This is a genomic window from Roseibaca sp. Y0-43, from assembly GCF_020667835.1.
Lineage (GTDB): Bacteria > Pseudomonadota > Alphaproteobacteria > Rhodobacterales > Rhodobacteraceae > Roseinatronobacter.
Map to the genome: position 1 here is coordinate 179885 of NZ_JAFMPR010000002.1, position 23504 is coordinate 203388.

25 protein-coding genes and 2 riboswitches are annotated in these 23504 nt (G+C 63.4%); of the genes, 19 read left to right on the forward strand and 6 right to left on the reverse strand.

Features of this window, described 5'->3' with window-relative positions; all coding sequences use genetic code 11:
• Nucleotides 1-69: 69 nt before the first annotated feature.
• Nucleotides 70-159, forward strand: a riboswitch (glycine riboswitch).
• A riboswitch (glycine riboswitch) is annotated at nt 160-236 on the forward strand.
• Nucleotides 237-270: 34 nt separating this feature from the next.
• The 4 genes from gcvT (at nt 271) to lysM (ending at nt 5189) form a co-directional block, all read left to right on the forward strand.
• Nucleotides 271-1386: a glycine cleavage system aminomethyltransferase GcvT gene (gene gcvT, locus J1C52_RS03180; RefSeq protein ID WP_227426478.1), complete on the forward strand. Its 1116-nt coding sequence runs from the start codon at nt 271-273 to the stop codon at nt 1384-1386.
• 12 nt (nt 1387-1398) lie between these two features.
• Complete coding sequence (gene gcvH, locus J1C52_RS03185) at nt 1399-1758, forward strand: glycine cleavage system protein GcvH (protein ID WP_227426479.1); 360 nt, start codon at nt 1399-1401, stop codon at nt 1756-1758.
• Nucleotides 1759-1812: 54 nt separating this feature from the next.
• Nucleotides 1813-4653, forward strand: coding sequence for an aminomethyl-transferring glycine dehydrogenase (gcvP, locus tag J1C52_RS03190; RefSeq protein ID WP_227426480.1), 2841 nt, complete (start codon nt 1813-1815; stop codon nt 4651-4653).
• A gap of 107 nt (nt 4654-4760) precedes the next feature.
• On the forward strand, nt 4761-5189 hold the full coding sequence (lysM, locus tag J1C52_RS03195) for a peptidoglycan-binding protein LysM (RefSeq protein ID WP_227426481.1): 429 nt from the start codon (nt 4761-4763) through the stop codon (nt 5187-5189).
• A 27-nt stretch (nt 5190-5216) separates the two neighbouring features.
• Here the strand turns inward: lysM and J1C52_RS03200 are convergent, their stop codons facing one another.
• Both J1C52_RS03200 and J1C52_RS03205 read right to left on the reverse strand, forming a co-directional pair.
• The gene (locus J1C52_RS03200) at nt 5217-6611 is read right to left on the reverse strand and encodes a helix-turn-helix transcriptional regulator (RefSeq protein ID WP_227426482.1); all 1395 of its coding nucleotides are present in this window, start codon (nt 6609-6611) and stop codon (nt 5217-5219) included.
• Nucleotides 6612-6664: 53 nt separating this feature from the next.
• On the reverse strand, nt 6665-7876 hold the full coding sequence (locus tag J1C52_RS03205; RefSeq protein ID WP_227426483.1) for a multidrug effflux MFS transporter: 1212 nt from the start codon (nt 7874-7876) through the stop codon (nt 6665-6667).
• Nucleotides 7877-8075: 199 nt separating this feature from the next.
• On the opposite strand from J1C52_RS03205, the gene J1C52_RS03210 reads away from it, so the two are divergent.
• From J1C52_RS03210 to J1C52_RS03235, 7 genes are all read left to right on the forward strand, one after another.
• The gene (locus J1C52_RS03210; RefSeq protein ID WP_227426484.1) at nt 8076-9608 is read left to right on the forward strand and encodes an acyl-CoA carboxylase subunit beta; all 1533 of its coding nucleotides are present in this window, start codon (nt 8076-8078) and stop codon (nt 9606-9608) included.
• 10 nt (nt 9609-9618) lie between these two features.
• Nucleotides 9619-10005 carry a DUF6497 family protein gene (locus J1C52_RS03215; RefSeq protein WP_227426485.1) on the forward strand — a complete coding sequence of 129 codons (387 nt, stop codon included), beginning with the start codon at nt 9619-9621 and terminating at the stop codon, nt 10003-10005.
• 189 nt (nt 10006-10194) lie between these two features.
• Nucleotides 10195-10341 (forward strand): hypothetical protein, encoded by a 147-nt coding sequence (locus tag J1C52_RS03220; RefSeq protein WP_227426486.1) that lies wholly within the window; start codon nt 10195-10197, stop codon nt 10339-10341.
• A 231-nt stretch (nt 10342-10572) separates the two neighbouring features.
• Nucleotides 10573-10704, forward strand: coding sequence for a hypothetical protein (locus J1C52_RS15075; RefSeq protein ID WP_255618359.1), 132 nt, complete (start codon nt 10573-10575; stop codon nt 10702-10704).
• Nucleotides 10705-10779: 75 nt separating this feature from the next.
• Nucleotides 10780-11160 carry a hypothetical protein gene (locus J1C52_RS03225; RefSeq protein WP_227426487.1) on the forward strand — a complete coding sequence of 127 codons (381 nt, stop codon included), beginning with the start codon at nt 10780-10782 and terminating at the stop codon, nt 11158-11160.
• 41 nt (nt 11161-11201) lie between these two features.
• Nucleotides 11202-13202 (forward strand): acetyl-CoA carboxylase biotin carboxylase subunit, encoded by a 2001-nt coding sequence (locus J1C52_RS03230; protein ID WP_227426488.1) that lies wholly within the window; start codon nt 11202-11204, stop codon nt 13200-13202.
• The gene (locus tag J1C52_RS03235; RefSeq protein ID WP_227426489.1) at nt 13199-13576 is read left to right on the forward strand and encodes a hypothetical protein; all 378 of its coding nucleotides are present in this window, start codon (nt 13199-13201) and stop codon (nt 13574-13576) included. The genes J1C52_RS03230 and J1C52_RS03235 overlap by 4 nt, the downstream gene beginning before the upstream one ends.
• Before the next feature lie 64 nt (nt 13577-13640).
• Here the strand turns inward: J1C52_RS03235 and J1C52_RS03240 are convergent, their stop codons facing one another.
• A complete protein-coding gene (locus J1C52_RS03240) occupies nt 13641-14162 on the reverse strand; it encodes a DUF4174 domain-containing protein (RefSeq protein WP_227426490.1) in 522 nt (173 codons plus the stop codon).
• Nucleotides 14163-14267: 105 nt separating this feature from the next.
• Here J1C52_RS03240 and scpA point away from each other — a divergent pair, with 105 nt between their 5' ends.
• The gene (scpA, locus tag J1C52_RS03245) at nt 14268-16403 is read left to right on the forward strand and encodes a methylmalonyl-CoA mutase (RefSeq protein WP_227426491.1); all 2136 of its coding nucleotides are present in this window, start codon (nt 14268-14270) and stop codon (nt 16401-16403) included.
• Between the two features lie 81 nt (nt 16404-16484).
• Here scpA and J1C52_RS03250 read toward each other — a convergent pair whose 3' ends face one another.
• Nucleotides 16485-16880, reverse strand: a complete 396-nt coding sequence (locus J1C52_RS03250) for a DoxX family protein (protein WP_227426492.1) — start codon at nt 16878-16880, stop codon at nt 16485-16487.
• Between the two features lie 133 nt (nt 16881-17013).
• On the opposite strand from J1C52_RS03250, the gene J1C52_RS03255 reads away from it, so the two are divergent.
• The 3 genes from J1C52_RS03255 to J1C52_RS03265 are packed head-to-tail and all read left to right on the forward strand — an operon-like array spanning nt 17014 to nt 18652.
• Complete coding sequence (locus J1C52_RS03255; RefSeq protein WP_227426493.1) at nt 17014-17547, forward strand: GNAT family N-acetyltransferase; 534 nt, start codon at nt 17014-17016, stop codon at nt 17545-17547.
• Between the two features lie 32 nt (nt 17548-17579).
• Nucleotides 17580-18263: a molecular chaperone DjiA gene (locus tag J1C52_RS03260; protein ID WP_227426494.1), complete on the forward strand. Its 684-nt coding sequence runs from the start codon at nt 17580-17582 to the stop codon at nt 18261-18263.
• Nucleotides 18264-18295: 32 nt separating this feature from the next.
• On the forward strand, nt 18296-18652 hold the full coding sequence (locus tag J1C52_RS03265) for an AAA+ family ATPase (protein WP_227426495.1): 357 nt from the start codon (nt 18296-18298) through the stop codon (nt 18650-18652).
• Here the strand turns inward: J1C52_RS03265 and J1C52_RS03270 are convergent.
• Complete coding sequence (locus J1C52_RS03270) at nt 18568-20208, reverse strand: Ppx/GppA family phosphatase (RefSeq protein ID WP_370633222.1); 1641 nt, start codon at nt 20206-20208, stop codon at nt 18568-18570. The genes J1C52_RS03265 and J1C52_RS03270 overlap by 85 nt on opposite strands.
• A gap of 153 nt (nt 20209-20361) precedes the next feature.
• Here J1C52_RS03270 and serS point away from each other — a divergent pair, with 153 nt between their 5' ends.
• The 4 genes from serS to J1C52_RS03290 all read left to right on the forward strand — a co-directional run bounded on the left by serS (nt 20362) and on the right by J1C52_RS03290 (nt 22790).
• The gene (gene serS / locus J1C52_RS03275; protein WP_227426497.1) at nt 20362-21654 is read left to right on the forward strand and encodes a serine--tRNA ligase; all 1293 of its coding nucleotides are present in this window, start codon (nt 20362-20364) and stop codon (nt 21652-21654) included.
• A gap of 118 nt (nt 21655-21772) precedes the next feature.
• Nucleotides 21773-21925, forward strand: coding sequence for a hypothetical protein (locus J1C52_RS03280; RefSeq protein WP_227426498.1), 153 nt, complete (start codon nt 21773-21775; stop codon nt 21923-21925).
• 38 nt (nt 21926-21963) lie between these two features.
• A complete protein-coding gene (locus J1C52_RS03285; RefSeq protein ID WP_227426499.1) occupies nt 21964-22305 on the forward strand; it encodes a TfoX/Sxy family protein in 342 nt (113 codons plus the stop codon).
• Nucleotides 22302-22790, forward strand: coding sequence for a transglycosylase SLT domain-containing protein (locus J1C52_RS03290; protein ID WP_227426500.1), 489 nt, complete (start codon nt 22302-22304; stop codon nt 22788-22790). The genes J1C52_RS03285 and J1C52_RS03290 overlap by 4 nt, the downstream gene beginning before the upstream one ends.
• A gap of 182 nt (nt 22791-22972) precedes the next feature.
• Here the strand turns inward: J1C52_RS03290 and J1C52_RS03295 are convergent, their stop codons facing one another.
• The gene (locus J1C52_RS03295; RefSeq protein WP_227426501.1) at nt 22973-23413 is read right to left on the reverse strand and encodes a DsrE family protein; all 441 of its coding nucleotides are present in this window, start codon (nt 23411-23413) and stop codon (nt 22973-22975) included.
• Nucleotides 23414-23504 lie beyond the last annotated feature (91 nt).

The following is a 23504-nucleotide window of genomic DNA, read 5'->3' on the forward strand; positions in this document are numbered from 1 at the left end:
CATGTGTCGCAGCTTGGCAAGTGCGCGCGAAAATGCTTGCAATCGCGACCCGCTATCCGCTACGAGGTGCGGGCAAATACGGGAGACATTGGGCCATGCCCAAGGCCGAAGGAGCAACCGCCCCGGTAAACTCTCAGGCAAAAGGACCGGTTTGCATGAACACTCTGGAGAGTGGTGCAGCCTGCCGCACCCGCCGACGGGATAACGATCTCAGGCGCAAGGACAGAGGGGGTAGGGCGCGGTTGTCGCGCGAACCAAAAGGGGCTTTGAATGACTGACAGTTTGCGCCGCACGCCGCTTTACGATCTGCATGTGCAGCTTGGCGCCAAGATGGTGCCTTTCGCGGGCTACGAGATGCCGGTGCAATACCCGATGGGCGTGATGGGCGAACATAACCACACGCGCAGCGCCGCGGGCCTGTTCGATGTCAGCCATATGGGGCAGGTCATCTTGCGCGGGCCCGATGCGGCGCTGGCGCTGGAACGGCTTGTGCCGGTCGATGTGGCGGGCTTGGGCGAAGGGCGGCAGCGCTACGCGATGTTCACCAATGACGCGGGCGGCATTCTGGATGACCTTATGGTCGCCAATCGCGGCGATCACCTGTTTCTGGTCGTGAATGCCGCGTGCAAGGCGCAAGACGTGGCGCATCTGCGCGCGGGCCTGCCCGAGCTGGAGGTGATTGAGATCACCGACCGCGCGCTTCTGGCGCTGCAAGGGCCGGGGGCAGAGGCCGCGCTTCAGGCGCTTGTGCCCGGCGTGGCTGCGATGCGCTTCATGGATGTGGGCAATTTCGACTGGCAGGGCCACGCGCTTTGGGTCTCGCGCTCTGGCTATACGGGCGAGGACGGGTATGAGATTTCGGTCCCCGCCGCGCAAGCCGTGGATTTCGCGCAAGCGCTGCTGGACCAGCCCGGTGTCGCCCCCATCGGCCTTGGTGCGCGCGACAGTCTTCGGCTGGAAGCGGGCCTGTGCCTTTATGGCCATGACATTGACACGACGACAACGCCCGTGGCTGCGAACCTGACATGGGCCATCCAGAAAGCCCGCCGTTCAGGCGGCGCGCGCGCGGGCGGCTTTCCGGGTGCGGAAACCATCCTGCGCGAACTGACCGAGGGCGCGACCACCCTGCGCGTGGGCCTGCGCCCCGAGGGCCGCGCGCCCATGCGCGAAGGCACCGTGCTGTGGGACGCGCCCGAAGGGGGTGCTGCCATCGGCAAAGTCACCTCTGGCGGTTTCGGCCCCAGCATCGGCGCGCCCATCGCCATGGGTTATGTGCCCGCGGCACTTGCCACTTCCGGCACCGCGCTCTGGGGCGATGTGCGCGGCAAGCGCCTGCCTGTCACGGTCTCTGACCTTCCGTTTCGTCCATCCACCTACAAGCGCTGAGGAGCGTTTCCCATGAAATACACCGAAGAACATGAATGGCTGCGCGTCGAAGGCGATGTCGTGGTCGTGGGCATTACCGAACACGCCGCTGAACAGCTTGGCGACGTGGTGTTCGTCGAACTGCCAGAGGTCGAGGCCGTGGTCGCCAAGGGGGATGAGGTCTGCGTGATCGAGTCGGTCAAGGCGGCATCAGACATCCTTGCCCCCGTCGATGGCGAGATCACCGAGGTGAACGAAGCGCTGGTCGACAATCCCGGTCTGGTCAACGAAGACCCGCTGGGCGATGCGTGGTTCTTCAAGATGAAGCTCGACGACATGTCGGTGCTCGACGATCTGATGACCGAAGACGAATACAAGGATTTCCTGGGCTGACCGCTTTCGACGCGATCCCCCAGCTTGCCCCCGAACCCCAAAGGCCATTTTTTCATGACCTACACGCCCACCGACTATAACCCCTATGATTTCGCCAATCGCCGCCATATCGGGCCAACCCCCGATGAAATGGCCGCCATGTTGCAGGCCGTGGGGTGTGACACGCTGGACCAGCTGATCGACCAGACCATTCCGGCCAATCTGCGCCAGTCCGACCCGCTGACATGGCCCGCCCTCTCCGAGGGCGAGCTGCTGGAAAAGATGCGCAAGGTGGGTGCCAAGAACAAGGTCATGACCAGCCTGATCGGGCAGGGCTATTACGGCACGGTCACGCCGCCCGCGATCCTGCGCAACATCTTTGAAAACCCGGCATGGTATACGGCTTATACGCCCTACCAGCCAGAGATCGCCCAAGGGCGTCTGGAAGCGCTTCTGAACTTCCAGACAATGATCTCGGACCTGACGGGCCTGCCGGTGGCCAATGCGTCGCTTCTGGACGAATCCACCGCCTGTGCCGAGGCGATGGTCATGGCGCAGCGTGTGGCCAAATCCAAAGCGACGGCGTTTTTCGTGGACGAAAACTGCCACCCCCAGAATATTGCCGTGGTGCAGACCCGTGCCGCGCCCTTGGGGATAGAGGTGATCGTCGGCGCGCCCGAAGACTGCCCGGCGGACCGCGTGTTCGGCGCGTTGTTCCAGTATCCGGGCACCTATGGCAATATCCGTGACTTCCGCCCACAGATCGACGCGCTGCACGCCGCCAAGGCACTGGCCATCATGGCGACCGACCTGCTGGCGCTGACCATGATCGTGGAACCGGGTGCCTTGGGCGCGGATATCGCCGTGGGCAGCGCCCAGCGCTTCGGCGTGCCCATGGGGTATGGCGGGCCGCATGCGGCGTTCTTGTCCTGCCGCGATGAATACAAACGCTCCATGCCCGGCCGCATCGTGGGCGTGAGCGTGGACTCGCATGGCAACAAGGCCTATCGCTTGTCGCTGCAAACCCGCGAGCAGCATATCCGCCGCGAAAAGGCCACGTCGAACGTCTGCACCGCGCAGGCGCTTCTGGCTGTCATGGCGTCCATGTATGCGGTGTTCCACGGCCCTCAAGGGTTGCGCGCCATCGCAGAGCGCGTGCATGGGCTGACCGAGCGTCTGTATCGCGCCCTGCAAGAGGCGGGCGCGCGTGTCGTGGTCAAGGATTTCTTCGATACGATCACGGTAGAGGTGGGCGTGGGGCAGGCGGGCATTCTGGCCGCCGCCCGCGCCGAAGGGCTGAACCTGCGCAAGATCGGCGCGCGCCATGTCGGCATCTCGCTGGATGAAACCAGCAATGACGATGTGTTGCTGCGGGTGCTGCGCGTGTTCGGCATTGACGGGCTTCCCGAAGGGCGCGGTGGCTTGGGCTTTGCCGAAAGCTTCCTGCGCCAGTCGGACTACCTGACGCACCCCATCTTCCACATGAACCGGGCAGAGACCGAGATGATGCGCTACATGCGCCGCTTGGCGGACCGTGATCTGGCGCTCGACCGCGCCATGATCCCGCTTGGGTCTTGCACCATGAAGCTGAACGCGGCGGCAGAGATGATCCCGCTGTCATGGCCCGAATTCGCAAGCCTGCACCCGTTCTGCCCGCCCGACCAAGCCACCGGCTACGCAGAGGCGATTTTCGACCTGAAGGCAAAATTGTGCGAAATCACCGGCTATGACGACATGTCGATGCAGCCCAATTCCGGCGCGCAGGGCGAATATGCGGGGCTCTTGACCATCCAGGCCTATCACCGCGCGCGGGGCGACACGCATCGCGACATCTGCCTGATCCCGATGTCCGCGCATGGCACCAACCCCGCCAGCGCACATATGTGCGGGATGACGGTCGTTGTGGTGAAATCCGCACCCAATGGCGATGTCGATCTGGACGATTTCCGCGAAAAGGCTGCCAAGGCGGGCGACCGTCTGGCGGCGTGCATGATTACCTACCCCTCGACCCATGGCGTGTTCGAGGAAACCGTGCGCGAAGTGTGCAAGATCACCCATGACCACGGCGGTCAGGTCTATATCGACGGGGCGAACCTGAACGCGATGGTCGGTCTTGTGAAACCGGGCGAGATTGGCGGCGATGTCAGCCACCTGAACCTGCACAAGACCTTCGCCATCCCGCATGGCGGCGGCGGCCCCGGCATGGGCCCGATCGGCGTGAAGGCGCATCTGGCACCCTTCCTGCCCGGCCATCCCGAAACCGGCGGGGCCGAGGGGCCGGTTTCCGCCGCGCCCTATGGGTCGGCGTCGATCCTGCTGATTAGCTGGGCCTATTGCCTGATGATGGGCGGGGCAGGGCTGACGCAGGCCACGCGGGTGGCCATCCTGAACGCCAATTACATCGCGGCGCGGTTGCGCGGGGCCTATGACATCCTGTTCATGGGCAACAAGGGGCGTATCGCGCATGAGTGCATCCTCGACACGCGGCCCTTTGCCGATGTGGGTGTCACGGTCGATGACATCGCCAAACGGCTGATCGACAACGGCTTCCACGCGCCGACGATGAGCTGGCCTGTCGCGGGCACCCTGATGGTGGAACCGACGGAATCGGAAACCAAGGCCGAGATCGACCGCTTCATCACGGCGCTTCTGGCCATCCGCGAGGAAATCGCGGCGGTGGAACGCGGCGAGATCGCCGCCGAAGACAGCCCGCTGCACCACGCGCCGCACACGGTCGAAGACCTGATCGCCGATTGGGACCGCGCCTACACGCGCGAAGCGGGGTGCTTCCCGCCCGCCAGCTTCCGCGGCGACAAGTATTGGCCACCCGTGGGCCGCGTGGACAACGTATTCGGCGACCGCAACCTTGTCTGCACCTGCCCGCCGGTCGAAAGCTACGCCGAAGCGGCGGAATGACCCCAAAGCCCCGGCCCATGCGCCGGGGCTTTTTTCTTGCCCTGCGGCGGCCATGCGGGCACAGATAAGCTGCGTCAATCGCGTATCACTTAGTTGGAGTATGACAGATGGGGCTTTGGTCCTTTGCAAAATCCGCCGGCAAGAAACTGTTCGGCGTCGGTGCCGCAGAAGCTGCGACACCGGAACCCGAAGCGTTGAAGGCCGAATTGGCCGATCTGGGGCTGGATGCCACGGGCGTCGAAATCAAGGTCGAAGGTGAAAAGGTCGTGGTCGAGGGCAAGGCGGTCAGCCCCGAGATGAAAGAAAAAATCATCCTCGCCGTCGGCAATGTCGAAGGCGTGGCAGAGGTCGAGGCCGAAGATGACGAAGTCGCCCCCGTGTTCCACACCGTGGTCAAGGGCGACACGCTGTCGGCCATCGCCAAGAAAACCTTGGGCAATGCCAACCGCTACCCAGAGATTTTCGAGGCGAACCGCCCCATGCTGACCCACCCGGACAAGATCTATCCCGGTCAGGTTCTGCGCATTCCGCAATAAGTGGCAAGGCCCGGTTCGTCCGGGCCTTTATTCCATGCTGTAGGGCAGGACATGGCGGTGGTCATGGTCCACCCGCAGCCGGCGTTCCAGCGGCGGCACGCTGCGCTGGTGGCAATCCTCGCGCTCGCAGATGCGGCAGGAAATGCCGATCGGGTCGAACCCGCCCGTGCGGTCCATCCCGTCGGCATAGACCAGCGCATCGGCGTGATCGACCTCGCAGCCCAGACCCAGCGCGTAGCGGCGCACCGGTGCGTGGAACGACCCGCCGCCCTTGGAAATGGCAATCGACAAGCAGAAATAGCGCACGCCATCGGGCGTTTCGGCCATCTGGCGCAGGAAGCGGCCCGGTGTCTCGAACGCGCGATGCACGTTCCACAAGGGACATGCACCCCCGAAGCGCGCGAATTGCAGCCGCGTGGCCGAGTGGCGCTTGGTGATCGTGCCCGCCTGATCCACCCGCACGAAGAAGAATGGCACGCCCTTGGCACCGGGGCGCTGCAAGGTTGACAGCCTGTGCGCCACCTGCTCCAGCGAGGCACCGAACTGGTCGGCCAAGGTTTCCAGATCGTGACGGCTGGCGGTCGCGGCGGACAAAAAGCGCCTATAGGGCAGAAGCGCCGCGCCCGCGAAGTAATTGGCAAGGCCGATCTTCGCAATCGCACGGGATTCGTCCGACTGGAAGCGCGCCAGATCGAGCGTGGCCTCCAGAAGGTCGGATTGCGTCAGCAGCGCCACCTGGTGCAGCAGTTGAAAGGCCTGCGTCGCAGGGCTGGCCTTGGCCGAGATTTCCAGAATGCCACTGGCGGGATCGAACCGCCGCAAGGGCGCACCGCGCACCATGCGCACGGTGATCTTCTGGCGTGCCAGCGTTGCGATGGCGTGGTCGGTCACATCCTGCCCCGCACCCGCTTGGGCGGCGAAATGTTCGGCGGCGCGGTCCACGGCATCTATGTAATTGTCGCAATAGTGGAAGAAATCGCGCACCTCTTCCCACGGGCTAAGCCGCAGCGAGCTGTCCTCGCGCCCGAGTGCTTCATCCAGCGCGCCAAGCTGTTCCTGCGCTTGCCGATAGGCGCGGTGCAGGTCCAGAAACGCGCGGGCGAAGCTGGACGCATTCGCGCCCACCAGCCGCAGATCGGGCAGGGATGGCGTGGCATTGGCGAAAAGCGGGTCGGCCAAAGCCTCGCGCAGGTCCGAGACCAGGCGCTCGCTATCGCCCGCCGACAGCTCTGTCACATCCAGCCCGAACTCGCGCGCCAGTGCCAGCACGACCGAGGTGGACAGCGGGCGGTTATTATTCTCCATCTGGTTCAGATAAGGCAGCGACACGCCCAGCCGCGCGGCGAAATCCTTTTGCGTCAGGCCGATCTGGTTGCGAATCTCGCGCAGTTTCGCACCGGAATAAAGCTTTTGTTGCGCCATGGGGCACCCTTTGCAAACCAGTTTCGCATGGTTTGCAAAGCCATGCCCGCCGGTCAAGCCCCAATCGCGCGGGCGCGGGCCATGACATACAGAATACTGCCGACCGCCAGCCCCGTGGTGATGAACAGCATCGCGATCAGCGGGTCGGCCCCGGTTTCTGGCGTCAACATGACCCCGGCAAGCGCTGACAGCGCCGCGCCCGCCCCGATCATGATCGCGCCGCCGATACCGCTGGCGGTGCCCGCCAGATGCGGGCGCACCGACATCATGCCTGACGTGGCCGAGGGCAGGATCATGCCATTGCCAAGGCCCACGAAGACGAAACAGCCGAAAAACACCCATTCGCTGCGCAGCCCAAGGGCGAATAACAGGCCAAGCAGCGCCATGCCGCTGAAATTTATCAAGGCGCCGGTCAGGATCATGCGGTCGATGCCCACGCGCGCGGCAAAGCGTCCCGACAGGAAATTGCCCGCCGCGTAGCCCAAGGCGGGCGCGCCGAAGAACAGGCCCAACACCGAGGGCGACATCTCGAAAATCTGCGCCCCGACGAAGGGCGCGCCGCCAAGGTAAGCAAAGAACGCGCCAGAGGCGAAGGACGAGGTCGCCACATAGCCCCAGAAGCGGCGCGAGCGCATGAGTTCGGGCATTTCCGCAGCCTGCGCCCGGAACGATCCCCCGCCGCCTTGGCGCGTCTCTCCCATGTCGCGCCAGCTGAGGGTCAGCACCAGCGCGCCCACGCCCAGCATCAGCGCGAAGCTGCCGCGCCAGCCGAAAGCTTCGTCCAGCAGTCCACCCAGGGCCGGGGCCAGCATGGGCACGACGGCCATGCCCATGGTCACATAGCCGATGCGCGAGGCGGCCTCATCCGCGCCCATGACATCGCGGATCGCCGTGCGCGACAGAACGACGCCCGTGACGACCGCGGCTTGCAGCATCCGAAACAACAGGAACACCACCACATTCGTGGCCAGAAGCGTGCCGAGCGTGGCCAGAACGAAAACCCAAAGTGCCGCCAGCATGACCGGGCGGCGCCCGTAGCGGTCCGACAGCGCGCCGATGAACACCTGCAACAGCGCGTTGACCGCCAGATAAAGCGAGACCGACAATTGCACCACCGCGTAATCGGTCTGGAAATAGGCCGCCATGCTGGGCAGCGATGGCAGGAAGACATTCATCGCCAGCGCCGCGACAGAAGCTTGGGCGACCAGAGTCGCCACATGGGGCGGTGTTGTTGCGTCCAGAAAGCGGGCCTCGGGGCTGGGCATGGCGCACCTGTGCTAGTGTTGAACATGTTCACTAAGCGCGCCGGCGCGGGAATTCAAGTGCGCCGCTTTCGGGCGCGTGTTTGCAAATTAGCCAGCCGATTTGCAGACGGTTTTGCAAATTATCAAAACTGTCCTTTTCAACCCCGGTTTGCGCAAGTATGTTGCGCCAAACCGATCTGCCGCCAAGGAGGGGGAGCGCATGAAGGACATCCTGCAACAGCTAGAAGCGCAGCGTCAGGAAGCCCGCATGGGCGGGGGCGAAAAGCGCATCGCGGCGCAGCATTCCAAGGGCAAGCTGACCGCCCGCGAACGCATAGAGCTGTTGCTGGACGAAGGCAGCTTCGAGGAATTCGACATGTTCGTCGCCCATCGCTGTGTCGATTTCGGGATGCAGGCCAGCCGCCCCATGGGGGATGGCGTCGTCACCGGCTGGGGTACGATCAATGGCCGCGTGGTCTATGTGTTCAGTCAGGATTTCACCGTCATGGGCGGGTCTGTGTCCGAAACCCATGCCGCCAAGATCTGCAAGATCATGGATATGGCCATCCAGAACGGCGCGCCGGTCATCGGCCTGAACGATTCGGGCGGTGCGCGCATTCAGGAAGGGGTGGCCAGCCTTGCCGCCTATGGCGAGGTGTTCCAGCGCAACATCACCGCCTCTGGCGTGGTGCCGCAGATCAGCGTCATCATGGGGCCATGCGCAGGCGGCGCGGTCTACAGCCCTGCCATGACCGATTTCATCTTCATGGTGAAAGACAGCTCTTACATGTTCGTCACCGGCCCCGATGTGGTGAAAACCGTGACGAATGAGCAGGTGACGGCAGAAGAGCTGGGCGGCGCGCTCACGCATACGCGCAAATCCTCGGTCGCCGATGCGGCGTTCGAGAATGACGTGGAAGCGCTGATCGAAGTGCGCCGTCTGGTGGACCTGTTGCCGCTCAACAACCGCGAAAAGCCGCCCGTGCGGCCGTTCTTTGATGATCCGGCCCGGCTGGAGCCAAGCCTTGACACGCTGATCCCCGACAACCCCAACACCCCCTACGATATGAAGGAGTTAATCCTGAAAATCGCGGATGAGGGGGATTTCTACGAGCTTCAGGAAGAATTCGCCAAGAACATCATCACCGGCTTCATCCGTCTGGAAGGGCGCACCGTGGGCGTGGTCGCCAACCAGCCGATGGTGCTGGCGGGGTGTCTGGACATCGACAGCTCGCGCAAGGGCGCGCGTTTCGTGCGCTTCTGCGATGCGTTCGAAATCCCGATTCTGACGCTGGTTGACGTGCCGGGCTTCCTGCCGGGCACCGGGCAGGAATATGCGGGCGTCATCAAACACGGCGCGAAACTGCTTTACGCCTATGGCGAAGCGACCGTGCCGAAAGTGACCGTGATTACCCGCAAGGCCTATGGTGGCGCTTATGTGGTGATGGCGTCCAAGCATCTGCGGTCGGATTTCAACTATGCTTGGCCCACCGCAGAGATTGCCGTGATGGGCGCGAAGGGCGCGGTCGAGATCCTCTATCGTTCAGAACTGGGCGATGCGGAAAAGACCGCCGCGCGGATCGCGGAATATGAAGAACGCTTCGCAAACCCTTTCGTGGCCGCGGAAAAAGGCTTTATCGACGAGGTCATCATGCCACAATCCACGCGCAAGCGGGTAGCGCGGGCTTTCGCATCTCTGCGTAACAAGTCCGACAAGATGCCTTGGAAGAAACACGACAACATCCCCCTGTAAGGAACGCGCCATGCTGCTGCCCCTGGCCTGTCTTGCTTTCATCACCGACTCGGGCGCGCCCGAGCAATGGTTGCGCCTGCCTTCCGGGGCAAGCGCCATCCCGCTGGACCTGATCGTGGAGGAGGGGGTCCAGCGGGTGCGGATGATCGGCCAGGGGCTGGCGCAGGATGTGGCGGGCTACCAACGCGACCCGCAACGCCTGTTCGGCGACATGCAAGACATCTGCACCCGGCATGTGGCGTCTTCGGCGGTGCCCGAGGGCACGAATGTCGTGGTCACGATCATGGACAAGGAAGTGCAGTTCGGGCTGAGCGATCCGACCGCGATCCAGTATTTCGAATCCTTCATCATCCGTGACGGCTTGTGCACGCTGGACGATGCAGAGTTCCTGCACTGACATGCCTGTCCAACGCGATATTGATGCAGTTGCGCCACAAGCGCCCGCAGCCGTTGAATTTTCATGGCCAGCGAATCGGTTTCGCGATATGGTTGCGGGGCTGTTTCCCGGTTATGGGGCAGCGAAGCAACAAGCGTGGCCACGCCAAGACAAGAAGCCGCGCCACGCATACATGAGCAGGAGAAATTCATGTCCAAACTCGTTCTGGCCGCTGGCATGGTGGCAGTCGTCTCGCTGGGCGCTTGCGCAAAGCATTCCGGCAAAACCGAAACCGTCTATGCCGAGCCGATCCCGGCCCCGGTTTATGTCGAGCCGGTCGCGACCAAGAAATACTGATCTTTCGGTAGCGTATCGTGGCCCGAAGCGGGGGCGTGCCCTTGCTTCGGCGCCGCTTGGTTTTGTAGCACCCCGCGCAGCATCTGCGCCGGAGAAGTTTGTTGTTTGCAAAACCCTGTGGCCAAGTGGCTATTTGTCGTCTAACCTGCGTGTGAGGGGTCGCTGCCGCGCCCTCGTCCTTCATGCACCGGGGGGAGTTTGCCCGGTCGATCGACACGACAGGAGATGCGCATGTCGAAATTTGTTATCCTCACCGCTTTCGGTGCAACCCTCGTTCTTGGTGCCTGCTCGAAGCACCGCGCCGCACCCGAGCCGGTTCCGGCCCCGGTCATGGTGGAACCGGTCGCAACCAAGAAATACTGATCTGACACAGATCACGGCCCCGGCGCATGTCGCGCCGGTGGCCCTTGCCCCCGTTGCAACACGAAAGGGGGCACCATGCTGAAGCATCGCGGCTTTCCCGGTCGCCTTCCCAGCACCGATTACCAATTCACCATTCGCCGCGCGAACCCCAAGGGGGTGACGCCCATCACGGCGCGCAAGCGCTTTGCCGACCGTCGCGCGCCCGACCGCCGCGCCGATGAGGCGTTTCTGGGCGCGCTGATCGCCCATTTCGGCGACGCCCCCTTCGAGCGTGGCAATCTGGATGCAGGCCGCCTGTCATGGCTGTTTGGCCGTGAAGTCGTGCCCGCCGAAGACCCGTTCGACCCGGCCAGTTACGACGCGCTGCTGCGGGTCGATATGCGCGCCGCGCAAGCCAGTTTTCCGCAGCTTTTCGACGGGTCGAGCGAATTCGCCTTCGACACATGGGAGGAGTGAACCATGCCGTCGTTCCCCAATTCCAATGCAACGAGGACCGCATGTTCAAAAAGATCCTGATCGCCAACCGGGGTGAAATCGCCTGCCGCGTCATCAAGACCGCCCGCAAGATGGGGATCGCGACGGTTGCGGTCTATTCCGACGCCGACCGCCATGCGCTGCATGTGCAGATGGCGGATGAGGCGATCCATATCGGGCCCGCGCCCGCGAACCAGTCCTATATCGTGATCGACAAGATCATGGACGCGATCCGCCAATCGGGGGCCGAAGCCGTGCATCCGGGCTACGGGTTTCTGTCCGAGAACATGAAATTCGCAGAGGCTTTGGCGAAAGAGGGCGTCGCCTTCATCGGCCCGCCCGCTGGCGCGATCGAGGCGATGGGCGATAAGATCACGTCGAAGAAGCTGGCGCAGGAAGCGGGTGTCAGCACGGTTCCGGGCTATATGGGCCTGATTTCCGACGCCGATGAAGCCGTCAAGATCTCGGCCGAGATTGGCTATCCGGTCATGATCAAGGCCAGCGCCGGGGGCGGCGGCAAGGGGATGCGCATCGCGTGGAATGACGATGAGGCGCGCGAGGGGTTCCAGTCATCCAAGAACGAGGCGGCTAGTAGCTTTGGCGATGACCGCATCTTCATCGAGAAATTCGTGACGCAACCGCGCCACATTGAAATCCAGGTTCTGGCCGACAGCCACGGCAACACGGTCTATCTGCACGAGCGCGAATGCTCTATCCAGCGCCGCAACCAAAAGGTCATCGAAGAAGCGCCGTCGCCGTTTCTTGATGAGGCCACCCGCAAGGCCATGGGCGAGCAGGCTTGTGCGCTTGCAGCCGCCGTGGGTTATACCAGCGCGGGCACGGTCGAGTTCATCGTCGATGGCGAGCGCAATTTCTACTTCCTAGAAATGAACACGCGCTTGCAGGTGGAACACCCTGTGACCGAGTTGATTACCGGGGTCGATCTGGTCGAGCAGATGATCCGGGTTGCCGCGGGTGAGAAGCTGCCCTTCACCCAGTCCGACCTGAAGATCAACGGCTGGGCGATTGAATCGCGGCTTTATGCCGAAGACCCGTATCGCAACTTCCTGCCCTCGATCGGGCGTCTGACCCGCTACCGTCCGCCGGCCGAGATTGCAGAGGCAACCCGCGCGGTGCGCAACGATACCGGCGTCTATGAAGGCGGCGAGATCAGCATGTATTACGACCCGATGATCGCCAAGCTCTGCACATGGGCACCCACGCGCGACACCGCGGTGGAAGAGATGCGTCTGGCTTTGGATGAATTCGAGGTTGAGGGCATCGGCCACAACCTGCCCTTCCTGTCGGCGGTCATGGACCATCCGCGTTTCGCGTCCGGAAACATCACCACGGCGTTCATTGCCGAAGAATATCCCGAAGGGTTCGAGGGGGCCGCGCTGCCCGAAGACCTGTTGAAGCGCGTGGCCGCCTGCGCCTGCGCCATGAACCGCGTAGCCGAAATTCGCCGCGCGCGGGTCTCGGGGCGGATGGACAACCACGAGCGCGTTGTCGGCACCGATTGGGTCGTCAACTTGGGCGGCAACAGCTATTCCGCCAGCATCAAGGCCGACCGCGAAGGCGCGACCGTGACGCTGGATGGCAGCGACTACCGGGTGACGTCCGACTGGCTGCCGGGTCAGCCGCTTGCGCGCCTGACGGTCAATGGCACGCCCTTGGTGATGAAGGTCGCCCGCCAGCCCGGCGGCTACCGCCTGCGCCTGCGCGGGGCCGATCTGAAAGTGCGCGTTTTCTCGCCGCGTCAGGCGGAACTGGCAGCGCTCATGCCCGAAAAACTGCCGCCCGACACGTCGAAGCTGCTTTTGTGCCCGATGCCGGGGATGGTCGTGTCCATCGCCGTGGAAGAGGGGCAAGAGGTTTATGAAGGGCAGGCGCTGGCCACCATAGAGGCCATGAAGATGGAAAACATCCTGCGCGCAGAGCGCAAGGGCAAGGTCGCCAAGATCAACGTGGCGGCAGGCGACAGCTTGGCGGTGGATGAAATCATCATGGAGTTCGAGGGATGAAACGCAGCCCGCTGCGCCTGTTCCTGACCTATATGCTGTCTTTCGTGGCAGCGCTTGTGCTGGCCTATATCATCCTGACCCGCATCGCGCCGGGCCTGCAAAAGGGGCATTACGTGCTTCTGTTGCTGCCGCCCTTGGGCGGGATGGCGGTGTTTCACGGCCTGTTCCCGCTGCTCAGCCGCATTCGGCTGGGGCTGGAATATCTTAGCGTGGGCGGCGGGCTGGTCTTTGGCTTGGGGGGTGCTGTGGCGCTTGCGGCTTGGGCCGGGCTTATCAGCCCAAGCGCTGCGCTGGTCATCTGGCTGGTGGGCGTGTTCGGCCCTGGCTGGTGGCTGATTTCGCAACGCGCCGAGAAGATAGGCTACTACCAGTGACCGCGTTTCCCGGCCAGACATGCCCGCGCGGGACCGAGGGCAGCGCCCCCGGTGCCCGTCCGGGTCAGCGTCCGGCGGGGTTGCGTTCCAATATCTCTTGGCGGCGCAGCGGGAATTTGTCGATCACCGCCATCAATTCGCGGCCAGAGCGGACGGCGGGGCGGCGTGCCTTCACCTCGCCATCCTTGTCGATGATCGCGGTCATGAAGCCGTTGGGCCGCAACACCTGGCGCAAAGGGCTGCGATCTTCCGGGTTCGCGTCGAAAATCACGACCACGTCGCGGATGACCATCTCGTCGGCCCGTTCGCGCAATTCGTCCAACTGGCGGCTGAATTGCGGGTTGTCAGGCGTATCGGCCATGACCACGATCAGCCGGTGGTTCCAGACATATTCGCGCACGTCGATCTCGCGCGCGTCCAGAAACAGCAGCTCGTCCTCTGGCATGGGTGCAGCTTCCTGCACATCGGCCAAGGGCGCATCGGTTGCGACGGCGGGGGCTGCGGTGCCATCGGCAGCAATGCTTTGCGCAGCACCCGTGGTCGCTGCGAAAAGACCCGCGAAAACAAGGGTAAAGATCGGTTTCATAACGCCTCCTGCTTGGCAGACATATAGGCGTTTTTCGTTTGAAAACACCATGGCGCGCGCGCTTTTTGCGCCTTTGCGTGCCCAAGACCTCAGAAAGGACCAGCCATGAGCGATGCCAAAGACGCTTGGGCCGCGCTTGCCGCAAAGGAATTGCGGGGCCGCCCGCTTGACAGCCTGACATGGGACACGCTCGAAGGCATTCCCGTGCAGCCGCTCTACACCGAAGAGGACATCGCGAACCTGCCGCATCTGGGCAATATGCCGGGCTTTGCGCCCTACACGCGCGGGGTAAAGGCCACGATGTATGCAGGCCGCCCCTGGACCATCCGGCAATATGCGGGCTTTTCCACCGCCGAAGAGTCGAACGCTTTTTACCGCCGCAACCTTGCCGCCGGGCAGCAGGGCGTGTCCGTCGCTTTCGATCTGGCCACGCATCGCGGCTATGACAGCGACCATCCGCGCGTGCTGGGCGATGTGGGCAAGGCGGGTGTGGCCATTGATAGCGTCGAGGATATGAAAATCCTGTTCGACGGTATCCCGCTCGACAAGGTGTCTGTGTCAATGACCATGAACGGCGCGGTCATCCCGATCTTGGCGAATTTCATCGTGACGGGCGAAGAGCAAGGCGTCGACCGCAAGCTTTTGTCGGGCACCATTCAGAATGACATTCTGAAAGAATTCATGGTGCGCAACACCTATATCTACCCGCCAGAGCCGTCGATGCGGATCATCGCGGATATCATCGAGTACACCTCGGCGGAGATGCCCAAGTTCAACTCGATCTCTATCTCCGGCTATCACATGCAGGAAGCGGGCGCGAATTTGGTGCAGGAACTGGCCTTCACCTTGGCCGATGGGCGCGAATATGTCCGCACCGCCATTGCGCGGGGTATGGATGTGGACGCATTCGCGGGGCGGCTGAGCTTCTTCTTCGCCATCGGCATGAATTTCTTCATGGAAATCGCCAAGCTGCGCGCCGCGCGGTTGCTGTGGTCACGGGTGATGGAAGAATTCAACCCCAAAGACCCCAAGTCCAGCATGTTGCGCACGCATTGCCAGACCTCTGGCGTGTCCTTGCAAGAACAAGACCCCTATAACAACGTCATCCGCACCGCTTACGAGGCGATGTCGGCGGTCTTGGGCGGCACGCAATCGCTGCACACCAATGCGCTGGACGAGGCCATCGCCCTGCCCACCGATTTCAGCGCCCGCATCGCCCGCAACACACAGCTTGTTTTGCAAGAGGAAACGGGCGTCACCAAGGTCGTCGACCCGCTGGCGGGCAGCTATTACATCGAGAAGCTGACGCATGATCTGGCAGAAGCCGCCTGGGCGCTGATGCAAGAGGTCGAGGAGTTGGGCGGCATGACCAAGGCCGTGGCCTCGGGTATGCCCAAGCTGCGGATAGAGGAAACCGCCGCGCGCCGTCAGGCCGATATCGACCGGGGCGACGAGGTAATCGTCGGCGTCAACAAGTATCGTAAGGACAAGGAAGACCCGCTCGATATTCTGGATATCGACAACGTAGCGGTGCGCGATGCGCAGATCGCGCGGCTGGAACGTATCCGCGCCAGCCGCGACCAATCCGCCTGCGATGCGGCATTGGCGGAAGTGACCCGCCGCGCCACCGAGGGCGGCAACCTGTTGGAAGCCGCGGTCGAAGCCGCCCGCGCACGGGCCTCTGTAGGGGAAATCAGCATGGCGATGGAAAAAGTGTTCGGGCGTCACCGCGCAGAGGTGAAAACCCTCGCCGGGGTCTATGGCGCGGCCTATGAGGGCGATGACGGCTTTGCTGCCATTCAGGCCGATGTCGAGGCTTTCGCCGAGGCAGAGGGCCGCCGCCCGCGTATGCTGGTGGTGAAGATGGGGCAAGACGGGCATGACCGGGGCGCGAAGGTCATCGCCACCGCCTTTGCCGATATCGGCTTTGACGTGGATGTCGGCCCCTTGTTCCAGACGCCTGCCGAGGCCGCGCAGGACGCGATCGACAATGATGTGCATATCATCGGCATCTCGTCACAGGCGGCGGGGCACAAGACGCTTGCGCCGGAACTGGTGAAAGAGCTGAAAGCGGCAGGGGCCGAGGATATTCTAGTCATCTGCGGCGGCGTGATCCCGCAGCAGGATTACAAATTCCTGTTCGACGCGGGCGTGAAAGCCATTTTCGGCCCCGGCACCAATATTCCCGAGGCGGCGAAAAAGATCCTCGATCTTGTGCGCCAAGCGCGCGGGCACGGGTAAGCCCGAGCGTCCGCTCAGATATGAAACAAAAACGGCAGGCCGATGGGCCTGCCGTTTCGCTTTTCAGGTATGTGATGGCGCTCAAGCGGTGCGCAGAGTGCCTTGACCCAGTTTCGCATCGACCGAATAGGCGCCGGCACCAGCAGCGGCGATGGCAACGTAACCACCGGCCAGAGCAAGGTTCTTCAGCAGTTGCGTCACCTGCATCTGGTTGGCCAGATCAAAGTGATAGAGCAGGCCAGAGACGACACAGAACGCGCCCAGTGCATAGGCCACGATCTTGGTCTGGAAGCCCACGATCAGCGCCAGGCCAAAGATGATCTCGAACAGCACCACCGGCCATGCCAGGAAGGCAGGAATGCCGCCCGATGCCATGTAACCGCCGAAGCCGGCCACATCGCCTAGTTTGCCGAAACCGGCCATGACGAACAGAAGACCCATCAGGATACGGGCCACGAGAAGTTGGGTATTGGTCATTGTTTAATCCTTTCGCGCTTGCTTTGCTGCGGTGCAACATAGGGCGGGGACAGGGGGTGCGGCCATTCCCGAAACATGCGCAAGCCCTGTGCATCTGTGCAGGGGGCAATCCGGGCTTGACGGCGCGCGGGCCATGGCTCAGGAAGCCGCGCCAGACCCAGTTTCGGAGCAGTCCATGGTCACGATCCGCCCCGCCACCGCCCAAGACGCCCCCGCGATTTGCGCGCTGTGGAACCCGATCATCCGCGACACGGTCGTGACCTTCAACCCGGTCGAGCGCACGCCCGAGGACATTGCCGACATGATCGCCACCCGTCAGGCCGGGCCGGGCGCGTTTTTCGTGGCCGAAGCGGCGGGCACCATGCTGGGATTCGCGACCTATGGCCAGTTTCGCGCGGGGCTGGGCTATGGCCGCTGCATGGAGCATTCGATCAACCTTGCCCCAGAGGCGCGCGGGCAGGGCTTGGGCCCGCGCCTGATGGCAGCACTTGAAGATCACGCGCGGCAAGCGGGGCATCATGTGATGGTCGCGGCGATCACCGGGTCGAATGACGGATCGGTGCGCTTTCATGCAGCGCTTGGTTATGTGCATGTCGGCACCATGCCCCAGGTGGGCTGGAAATTCGGCCAATACCACGACCTTGTGCTGATGCAGAAAATCCTGTGACGCGGGCCGTGCTTTCGCGTAACCTGCGCCCCATGTCGATCTGGACCCGCATTGCCGAAATTCTTGCCGCCCTCCGCGCCGGAGAGCCGCTTTCTGCCGTGTTCGAACGCCTGCGCACCCCGCCAGAGCGCAGCGTGGGCTTTACCATCGCGGTCATCGCCTTGGGGGCGAAGCTTGCCAAGGCCGATGGACAGGTCACGCGCGGCGAGGTGGCGGCGTTCCGGCGCGTCTTTACCATCCCGCCCGAGGAAGAGGCGAATGCCGCGCGCGTCTTCAACCTTGCGCGGCAGGATGTGGCCGGGTTCGACCAATATGCCCGCAAAATCGCCGATATGTTTACCCAAGGCGACAAGGTTCTGGTCGATGTGCTGGAAGGGCTGTTCGAAGTGGCCTTTGCCGACGGCAATTTTCACCCCGCCGAAGAAGCCTTCCTGACCGAAGTGGCGCAAATTTTCGGGCTGGATGAGCGCTGTTTCAACTGCCTGCGCGCTCGGATCGTGGGCGATATCGCGCCCGACCCCTACGCGGTTCTGGCCGTGCCGCAGGATGCGCCCTTGGACCAGATCAAGGCCGCCTATCGCGCCGCCGTCCGCGACAGCCACCCCGACCGCATGGCCGCGCGCGGCGTGCCCGCAGAGGCCGTGCGCTTGGCTGAAAACCGCCTGCGCGACATCAACCGCGCATGGGAAGACATTCAGGCCGCCCGCGCCGCTTGAGCGGGGCTGTGCCTGCGTGGTATCGTCGCCCCATGAAACGTATCGCGCCGATAGCCCTTGCCCTTTGTCTTGCGCTGCCCGTCCATGCGCAGGATGACCCGCCCGCGGGCGAGGGGCTGTTCAACTTCATGGAGCGGATGCTGCGCGATTTCATGACAGAGGCAGAGCCGCAACTGCGCGAGCTGGAACGCGGGCTGAACGCGATCACGCCGGAAATGGAACGCCTGATGGAGCGGATGCGCGACGCGACGCAATATTACCCGCCCGAAGTGCTGCCCAATGGCGATATCCTGATCCGCCGCCGTCAACCCGGCGAAGATGCGCCGGACCCTTCGCCAGACGCATCGCCCGATGCGGCCCCCGACGGCGAGGAACCGTTCGAGCTGTGACGCAACACGCGCACCTTCGGTGTCGCGCGCAACTGGTTGGCCAAAGAGCGGAAGCGCTGTTCGGCCACTTCTGTGTAAAGCCCCGCCATCTGGCGCGACAGGATCAGCTCGACCTCTGCCTTTTTCGGGAAATACCGCAGCTCTGCGGTGCGCGACAGGTGGTCCATGGTCAACATGGCCCCGAAACGCAGCGCGCGGCCCAGTGTCTTGGCCTCTTCCAGATCGGCCTCTGACAACAGCCCCGCCACATCCTTGATGCGAGGGCGCAATCCGCCGGTCTTGTAGCGATACATCAGCGCAATGCCCAAGAACACGCGCCCGGCATGGGACAAGCCGCCAAGGTTCGCGCGGGTCGCGGTGTCGAAACAGGCATCGGCCCGATAATCCGGGTGCGCGCGCCAGTTCACGTCATGCAGCAAGCAGGCCGCGCGGATCAGCCGCCGCCGCTCTGCCGGCCGCGAGCGGAACAGCGGGCGCAAAAACGCGTAGAGCTGGGCGCCGAAACCGGGGATGCGCGCGCTCGACTTTTCCATGAAGCTGCACGCCTCTATCAGCGGATCGCGGGCGCGCAGGGCAGGGGGCATTTGTTCGTAGAGGATGCCCTCGCGAATGCCGTAGCTGGAGATGTAGATCTTCTTCGGCCCGAAGATATGCACCAATTGCCGCAAGACTTGGCTGGCCAAGGGCACAAGGCTCATCCGCTCGTTGGAAATGCCCGTCTGACTGCGCAGTTCTTGGATCGAGTTTTCTTCGATCCATTCCAGTGTCTTGCGCACGGATTTGGGCGTCATCTCGTATTCGTGCAGCACTTTCAGCGGGTAGTCGCGCCGCTCCATGTCCAGCCGGGCGATCGCCCGCCATGACCCGCCGACCAGATAGAGCGCGTCATGGTGTTTGCCGATCTGCGCGCGCAGGTCTTTCAGGATGCTGCCGATATGCTTGTGCAAGCCCTTCTTGCCGCCCGGAACCTGTTGCAGACGGAACGGTCCCAAGGGCGAGGTGACGGTGTTATGCACCTGCCCATCGCCGATGACCGCCAGCTCCATGGACGAGCCGCCGATGTCGCAGACCAGCCCTTTGGCCCCCGGCCAGCCGGTCAGCACGCCTTGCGCCGACAGCCGTGCCTCTTCCGCGCCGTCGATGACGCGCATCCGCAGGCCCGTGTCATGTTCGACCTGCGCGCGGAATTCGGCACCGTCCTCGGCCTCTCGCATGGCGGCGGTGGCGACCATGGTCAGGTTGGACATGCGCATCCCCTGCGCAAGCAGCGCGAATCGCTTGATCGTCGCGCGCGCACGCTCGCGCCCGTCGGGGTTCAGCCGCCCGCTTTCGACAAAGCCGCGTCCCAGCCCGCAGAGCACCTTTTCGTTGAAGAAATAGGCCGGGCTGCGCGCCGCGCCGTCGAACACGACCAGTCGGACAGAGTTCGACCCCACGTCGATCACCCCGACCTGATTCAGGTCGCGGTCGCTGGCGTTGTGAAACAGGGGTTCATCGAACAAACCGCCGCCCGTTGGGCGAAGGGTTTCTGTCTGCGGGGGGGAGTTGCCATCCATAAGGGGCGCACATCCTGTCTGACAGTTCTTCAGACCGCTTTTAACGGCTTGGCGCGGGGGCGGTCAATGACAGATGCACGCGCCCTTCCGTGCGCCGCGCCATTGCGGCATAACGGGCGCGAACTGATTCGACCCAAAGCCAAGAGAGTTCCCATGCACGATATTCGCGCCATTCGTGACAATCCCGACGCCTTTGATGCGGGCTTGGCCCGGCGGGGTCTGGCACCCATGGCGGCGCAGGTGTTGCAGATAGATGCGGATCGCCGCGCGGCAATTGCGCAGGCGGAAACCGAGAAAGCGGCGCAGAACGCGGCATCGAAGCAGGTGGGCGCAGCCAAGGCCAAGGGGGACGAGGCCGAGTTTGAGCGCCTGCGCGCTTTGGTGGCCGAGAAAAAGGCCGAACTGGCCCGGCTGGACGAGGTTGCGCGCACCAAGGATGCGGACCTGTCTGACCTTCTGGCCACGATCCCGAACCTGCCGCTGGCGGATGTGCCCGAAGGCGCGGATGAGGCGGACAATGTGGAATTGCACCGCTGGGGCACTCCCCGCAGCTTCGATTTCGCCCCGAAAGAGCATTTCGAAATCGCGGGCATTTCGCGCGACATGGATTTCCAACTGGCGGCGAAGCTCTCCGGCTCGCGCTTCGTGGTGCTGCGTGGCGCGGTGGCCCGTGTGCACCGGGCACTGGCGCAATTCATGACCGATCTGCATGTGGACAGCCACGGCCTGACAGAGGTCAACAGCCCCGTTCTGGTCCGCGATGACGCCATGTTCGGCACGGGCCAATTGCCCAAATTCGCCGAGGACAGCTATCAGACCACCAATGGCTGGTGGCTGATCCCCACATCCGAGGTGACGCTGACCAATTTCGCCGCCGGCGAAGTGCTCGATGGCAGCGCGCTGCCCTTGCGCTTCTGCTCGCATACGCTCTGTTTCCGGTCTGAAGCGGGAAGCGCGGGCAAGGATACCACGGGCATGTTGCGCCAGCACCAGTTCGAGAAGGTCGAGATGGTGTCGATCACCCGCCCCGAGGAGAGCCTTGCAGAGCACGCCCGCATGGTGCGCTGCGCCGAAGAGGTGCTGGAAGCGTTGAACCTGCCTTACCGCACCATCGCGCTGTGCACCGGGGACATGGGCTTTGGCGCGCAGAAAACGCATGACATCGAGGTGTGGCTGCCGGGACAGAACACCTATCGCGAGATTTCCAGCGTTTCGACCTGCGGCGATTTTCAGGCGCGGCGCATGAATGCGCGCTTCCGCCCAGAGCCGGGCGCAAAGCCCGACTTCGTCCACACGTTGAACGGGTCGGGCGTCGCGGTGGGGCGCTGCCTGATCGCGGTGCTGGAAAACGGCCAAACCGCCGATGGCGGGGTGGACCTGCCGGGCGCGCTGCACCCTTACTTGGGCGGCAAGACGCGGATCACGCCAGAGGGCGCACTTGCCTAAAGGGAGGGCATTTCGGCAACGCGGGCGTTAAACTTGGTTAAATACCTGTTTACTGCCCGAAACTTGCCACATTCGCGTGGCGCAATGGGGAATGGTTTTTGTAACAGGAGTGTTTCCCATGCGCCCCGATCCAGAGCAATTCAAGATCCGCACCCCCCGCGACCCGCGCCGCCCCGGTCCTGTGCCCGCGCTCAGCGCCGATAGCCGCCCCGGCCATCCGCGAAATACCGCCGAGACGCCCGCGCCGATCACCGACTGGGCGATTATCTGACTTGGCGGGGGCCTTATGCGGCTGTAACGCTATGGCCCATGTCAGGCACGCCCATATCCAGCATTCGCAATCTTGGCCCCGCGACAGAGGCCGAGTGCATCCGTGCCGGTATCCCTGACGCCGAAACCCTGCGCGCGCTTGGCACCGATGCCGCCTATGCCAGATTGCTGGCCAGCGGCACGAAACCGCATTTCATCAGCTATTACGTTCTGGAAATGGCGCTGCAAGGGCGGCCTTGGAACGATTGCAAAGGCGCCGAGAAGGACGCGCTGCGCGCGCGCTTCGACGCGCTGAAGGCGCAAACACCCAGTAAATCTGATGGCATGGAGGCTATCTTGAACACGATCGGTGTAATCCCGGCGGCACAGGTGCAGCCATGAAAGCGGCGCTGGCCTTGGTGTTGGTGGCATCGCTTGCCGCCTGTGGTGGCGGCCCGGACGTGTCGCGCGCGCCTGCGCCCGTGGCAAACCTTTATCCCGGTGAAACCCCGCAAATGCGCGCGCTGATCCGGCAATACGCCGCGCGCCACCAGATACCAGAGGCGCTGCTGCACAAGGTCATCCAGCGCGAAAGCGATTACCGGGCTGAAGCGCGCAATGGTCCCTATTGGGGGCTGATGCAAATCCTGCCGCAAACCGCCCGCCAGATGGGCCACCAAGGCCCGCCCGAAGACCTGCTGCGCGCCGAGGTCAATCTGGAATATGCCGGCCGCTACCTGAAAGGCGCCTATCTGGTCGCGGATGGCGATCTGGACGAGGCCGTTATGTGGTATGCGCGCGGCTATTATTACGAGGCGCGCGACCGCTGCCTGCTTGTGGAAACGGGCTTGCGCGACCGTGAAGTTCGGCGCGAGTGCCGGGGATAGGAAAAAGGGGGGCGCTCGCGCCCCCCTCGCCAGCCCAAGGGGGGCTGGCTCACCCCGCACAAGCATGGCGCGCAAAAGTGGTTCGCGGTTTTGCTCAAAAGACATGCGTCCCAAAAGGGAAAGGGGGCGGGCGCATGCCAATGCGCTCGCCCCCTTTTGGATATTTTTGCAAGGATGAAAGGTCAGAAGGACCAGACTTGGGTGCCTGCATCGAGCATGGCACCGGCCATGGCGGGCGGGGCAGCGACGCCCACACCTTCGAGCAGGACAGATTGATCCGCGCCCAGACCGGGCAGGTAGATGGCGCACACCTCGACCGTGACGCCGCGCGACATCAGCATTTTCATCAGGCCTTGGGGCGAGGCATCGCGCGGCGGCTGGGGGGCGGTCGCGCTTTCGGGCGCATCGGCCAGCGCGATGTCACCACCTGCGCCGCACAGCAGGATGCGCGCCTCTGCCCCTTGCTCGACCGCCTGCGCGGTCAGCACCATGGACATGAGCTGGGTCTGGGCGTTGTCGCTGGTCACGATGGTGACGAGCTTTTCAGCCGGGTCGGCATAGGCCGCGCCCGAGCTGGCAAGGGCGACGGCAGCGGCTGCGAAAAGCGAGCGGGTGATCGACATGGAAGGCATCCTTTATCCAGAAATCAAACCGGTATATCCGGTTCGACTTTGGTTTGCCTTACCCATGCAAGAATTCAAACATGACGATCTG

Coding starts and splice junctions, on each gene's coding strand:
- J1C52_RS03250 (WP_227426492.1), bottom strand. CDS start 16,880: ATGACCAATACCCAACTTCTCGTGGCCCGTATCCTGATGGGTCTTCTG.
- J1C52_RS03240 (WP_227426490.1), bottom strand. CDS start 14,162: ATGAAACCGATCTTTACCCTTGTTTTCGCGGGTCTTTTCGCAGCGACC.
- J1C52_RS03225 (WP_227426487.1), top strand. CDS start 10,780: ATGCTGAAGCATCGCGGCTTTCCCGGTCGCCTTCCCAGCACCGATTAC.
- gcvT (WP_227426478.1), top strand. CDS start 271: ATGACTGACAGTTTGCGCCGCACGCCGCTTTACGATCTGCATGTGCAG.
- lysM (WP_227426481.1), top strand. CDS start 4,761: ATGGGGCTTTGGTCCTTTGCAAAATCCGCCGGCAAGAAACTGTTCGGC.
- J1C52_RS03215 (WP_227426485.1), top strand. CDS start 9,619: ATGCTGCTGCCCCTGGCCTGTCTTGCTTTCATCACCGACTCGGGCGCG.
- J1C52_RS03220 (WP_227426486.1), top strand. CDS start 10,195: ATGTCCAAACTCGTTCTGGCCGCTGGCATGGTGGCAGTCGTCTCGCTG.
- J1C52_RS03260 (WP_227426494.1), top strand. CDS start 17,580: ATGTCGATCTGGACCCGCATTGCCGAAATTCTTGCCGCCCTCCGCGCC.
- J1C52_RS15075 (WP_255618359.1), top strand. CDS start 10,573: ATGTCGAAATTTGTTATCCTCACCGCTTTCGGTGCAACCCTCGTTCTT.
- J1C52_RS03265 (WP_227426495.1), top strand. CDS start 18,296: ATGAAACGTATCGCGCCGATAGCCCTTGCCCTTTGTCTTGCGCTGCCC.
- J1C52_RS03270 (WP_370633222.1), bottom strand. CDS start 20,208: ATGGATGGCAACTCCCCCCCGCAGACAGAAACCCTTCGCCCAACGGGC.
- J1C52_RS03230 (WP_227426488.1), top strand. CDS start 11,202: ATGTTCAAAAAGATCCTGATCGCCAACCGGGGTGAAATCGCCTGCCGC.
- scpA (WP_227426491.1), top strand. CDS start 14,268: ATGAGCGATGCCAAAGACGCTTGGGCCGCGCTTGCCGCAAAGGAATTG.
- J1C52_RS03205 (WP_227426483.1), bottom strand. CDS start 7,876: ATGCCCAGCCCCGAGGCCCGCTTTCTGGACGCAACAACACCGCCCCAT.
- J1C52_RS03290 (WP_227426500.1), top strand. CDS start 22,302: ATGAAAGCGGCGCTGGCCTTGGTGTTGGTGGCATCGCTTGCCGCCTGT.
- J1C52_RS03280 (WP_227426498.1), top strand. CDS start 21,773: ATGCGCCCCGATCCAGAGCAATTCAAGATCCGCACCCCCCGCGACCCG.
- J1C52_RS03235 (WP_227426489.1), top strand. CDS start 13,199: ATGAAACGCAGCCCGCTGCGCCTGTTCCTGACCTATATGCTGTCTTTC.
- serS (WP_227426497.1), top strand. CDS start 20,362: ATGCACGATATTCGCGCCATTCGTGACAATCCCGACGCCTTTGATGCG.
- J1C52_RS03285 (WP_227426499.1), top strand. CDS start 21,964: ATGTCAGGCACGCCCATATCCAGCATTCGCAATCTTGGCCCCGCGACA.
- J1C52_RS03255 (WP_227426493.1), top strand. CDS start 17,014: ATGGCTCAGGAAGCCGCGCCAGACCCAGTTTCGGAGCAGTCCATGGTC.
- gcvP (WP_227426480.1), top strand. CDS start 1,813: ATGACCTACACGCCCACCGACTATAACCCCTATGATTTCGCCAATCGC.
- J1C52_RS03200 (WP_227426482.1), bottom strand. CDS start 6,611: ATGGCGCAACAAAAGCTTTATTCCGGTGCGAAACTGCGCGAGATTCGC.
- J1C52_RS03295 (WP_227426501.1), bottom strand. CDS start 23,413: ATGTCGATCACCCGCTCGCTTTTCGCAGCCGCTGCCGTCGCCCTTGCC.
- gcvH (WP_227426479.1), top strand. CDS start 1,399: ATGAAATACACCGAAGAACATGAATGGCTGCGCGTCGAAGGCGATGTC.
- J1C52_RS03210 (WP_227426484.1), top strand. CDS start 8,076: ATGAAGGACATCCTGCAACAGCTAGAAGCGCAGCGTCAGGAAGCCCGC.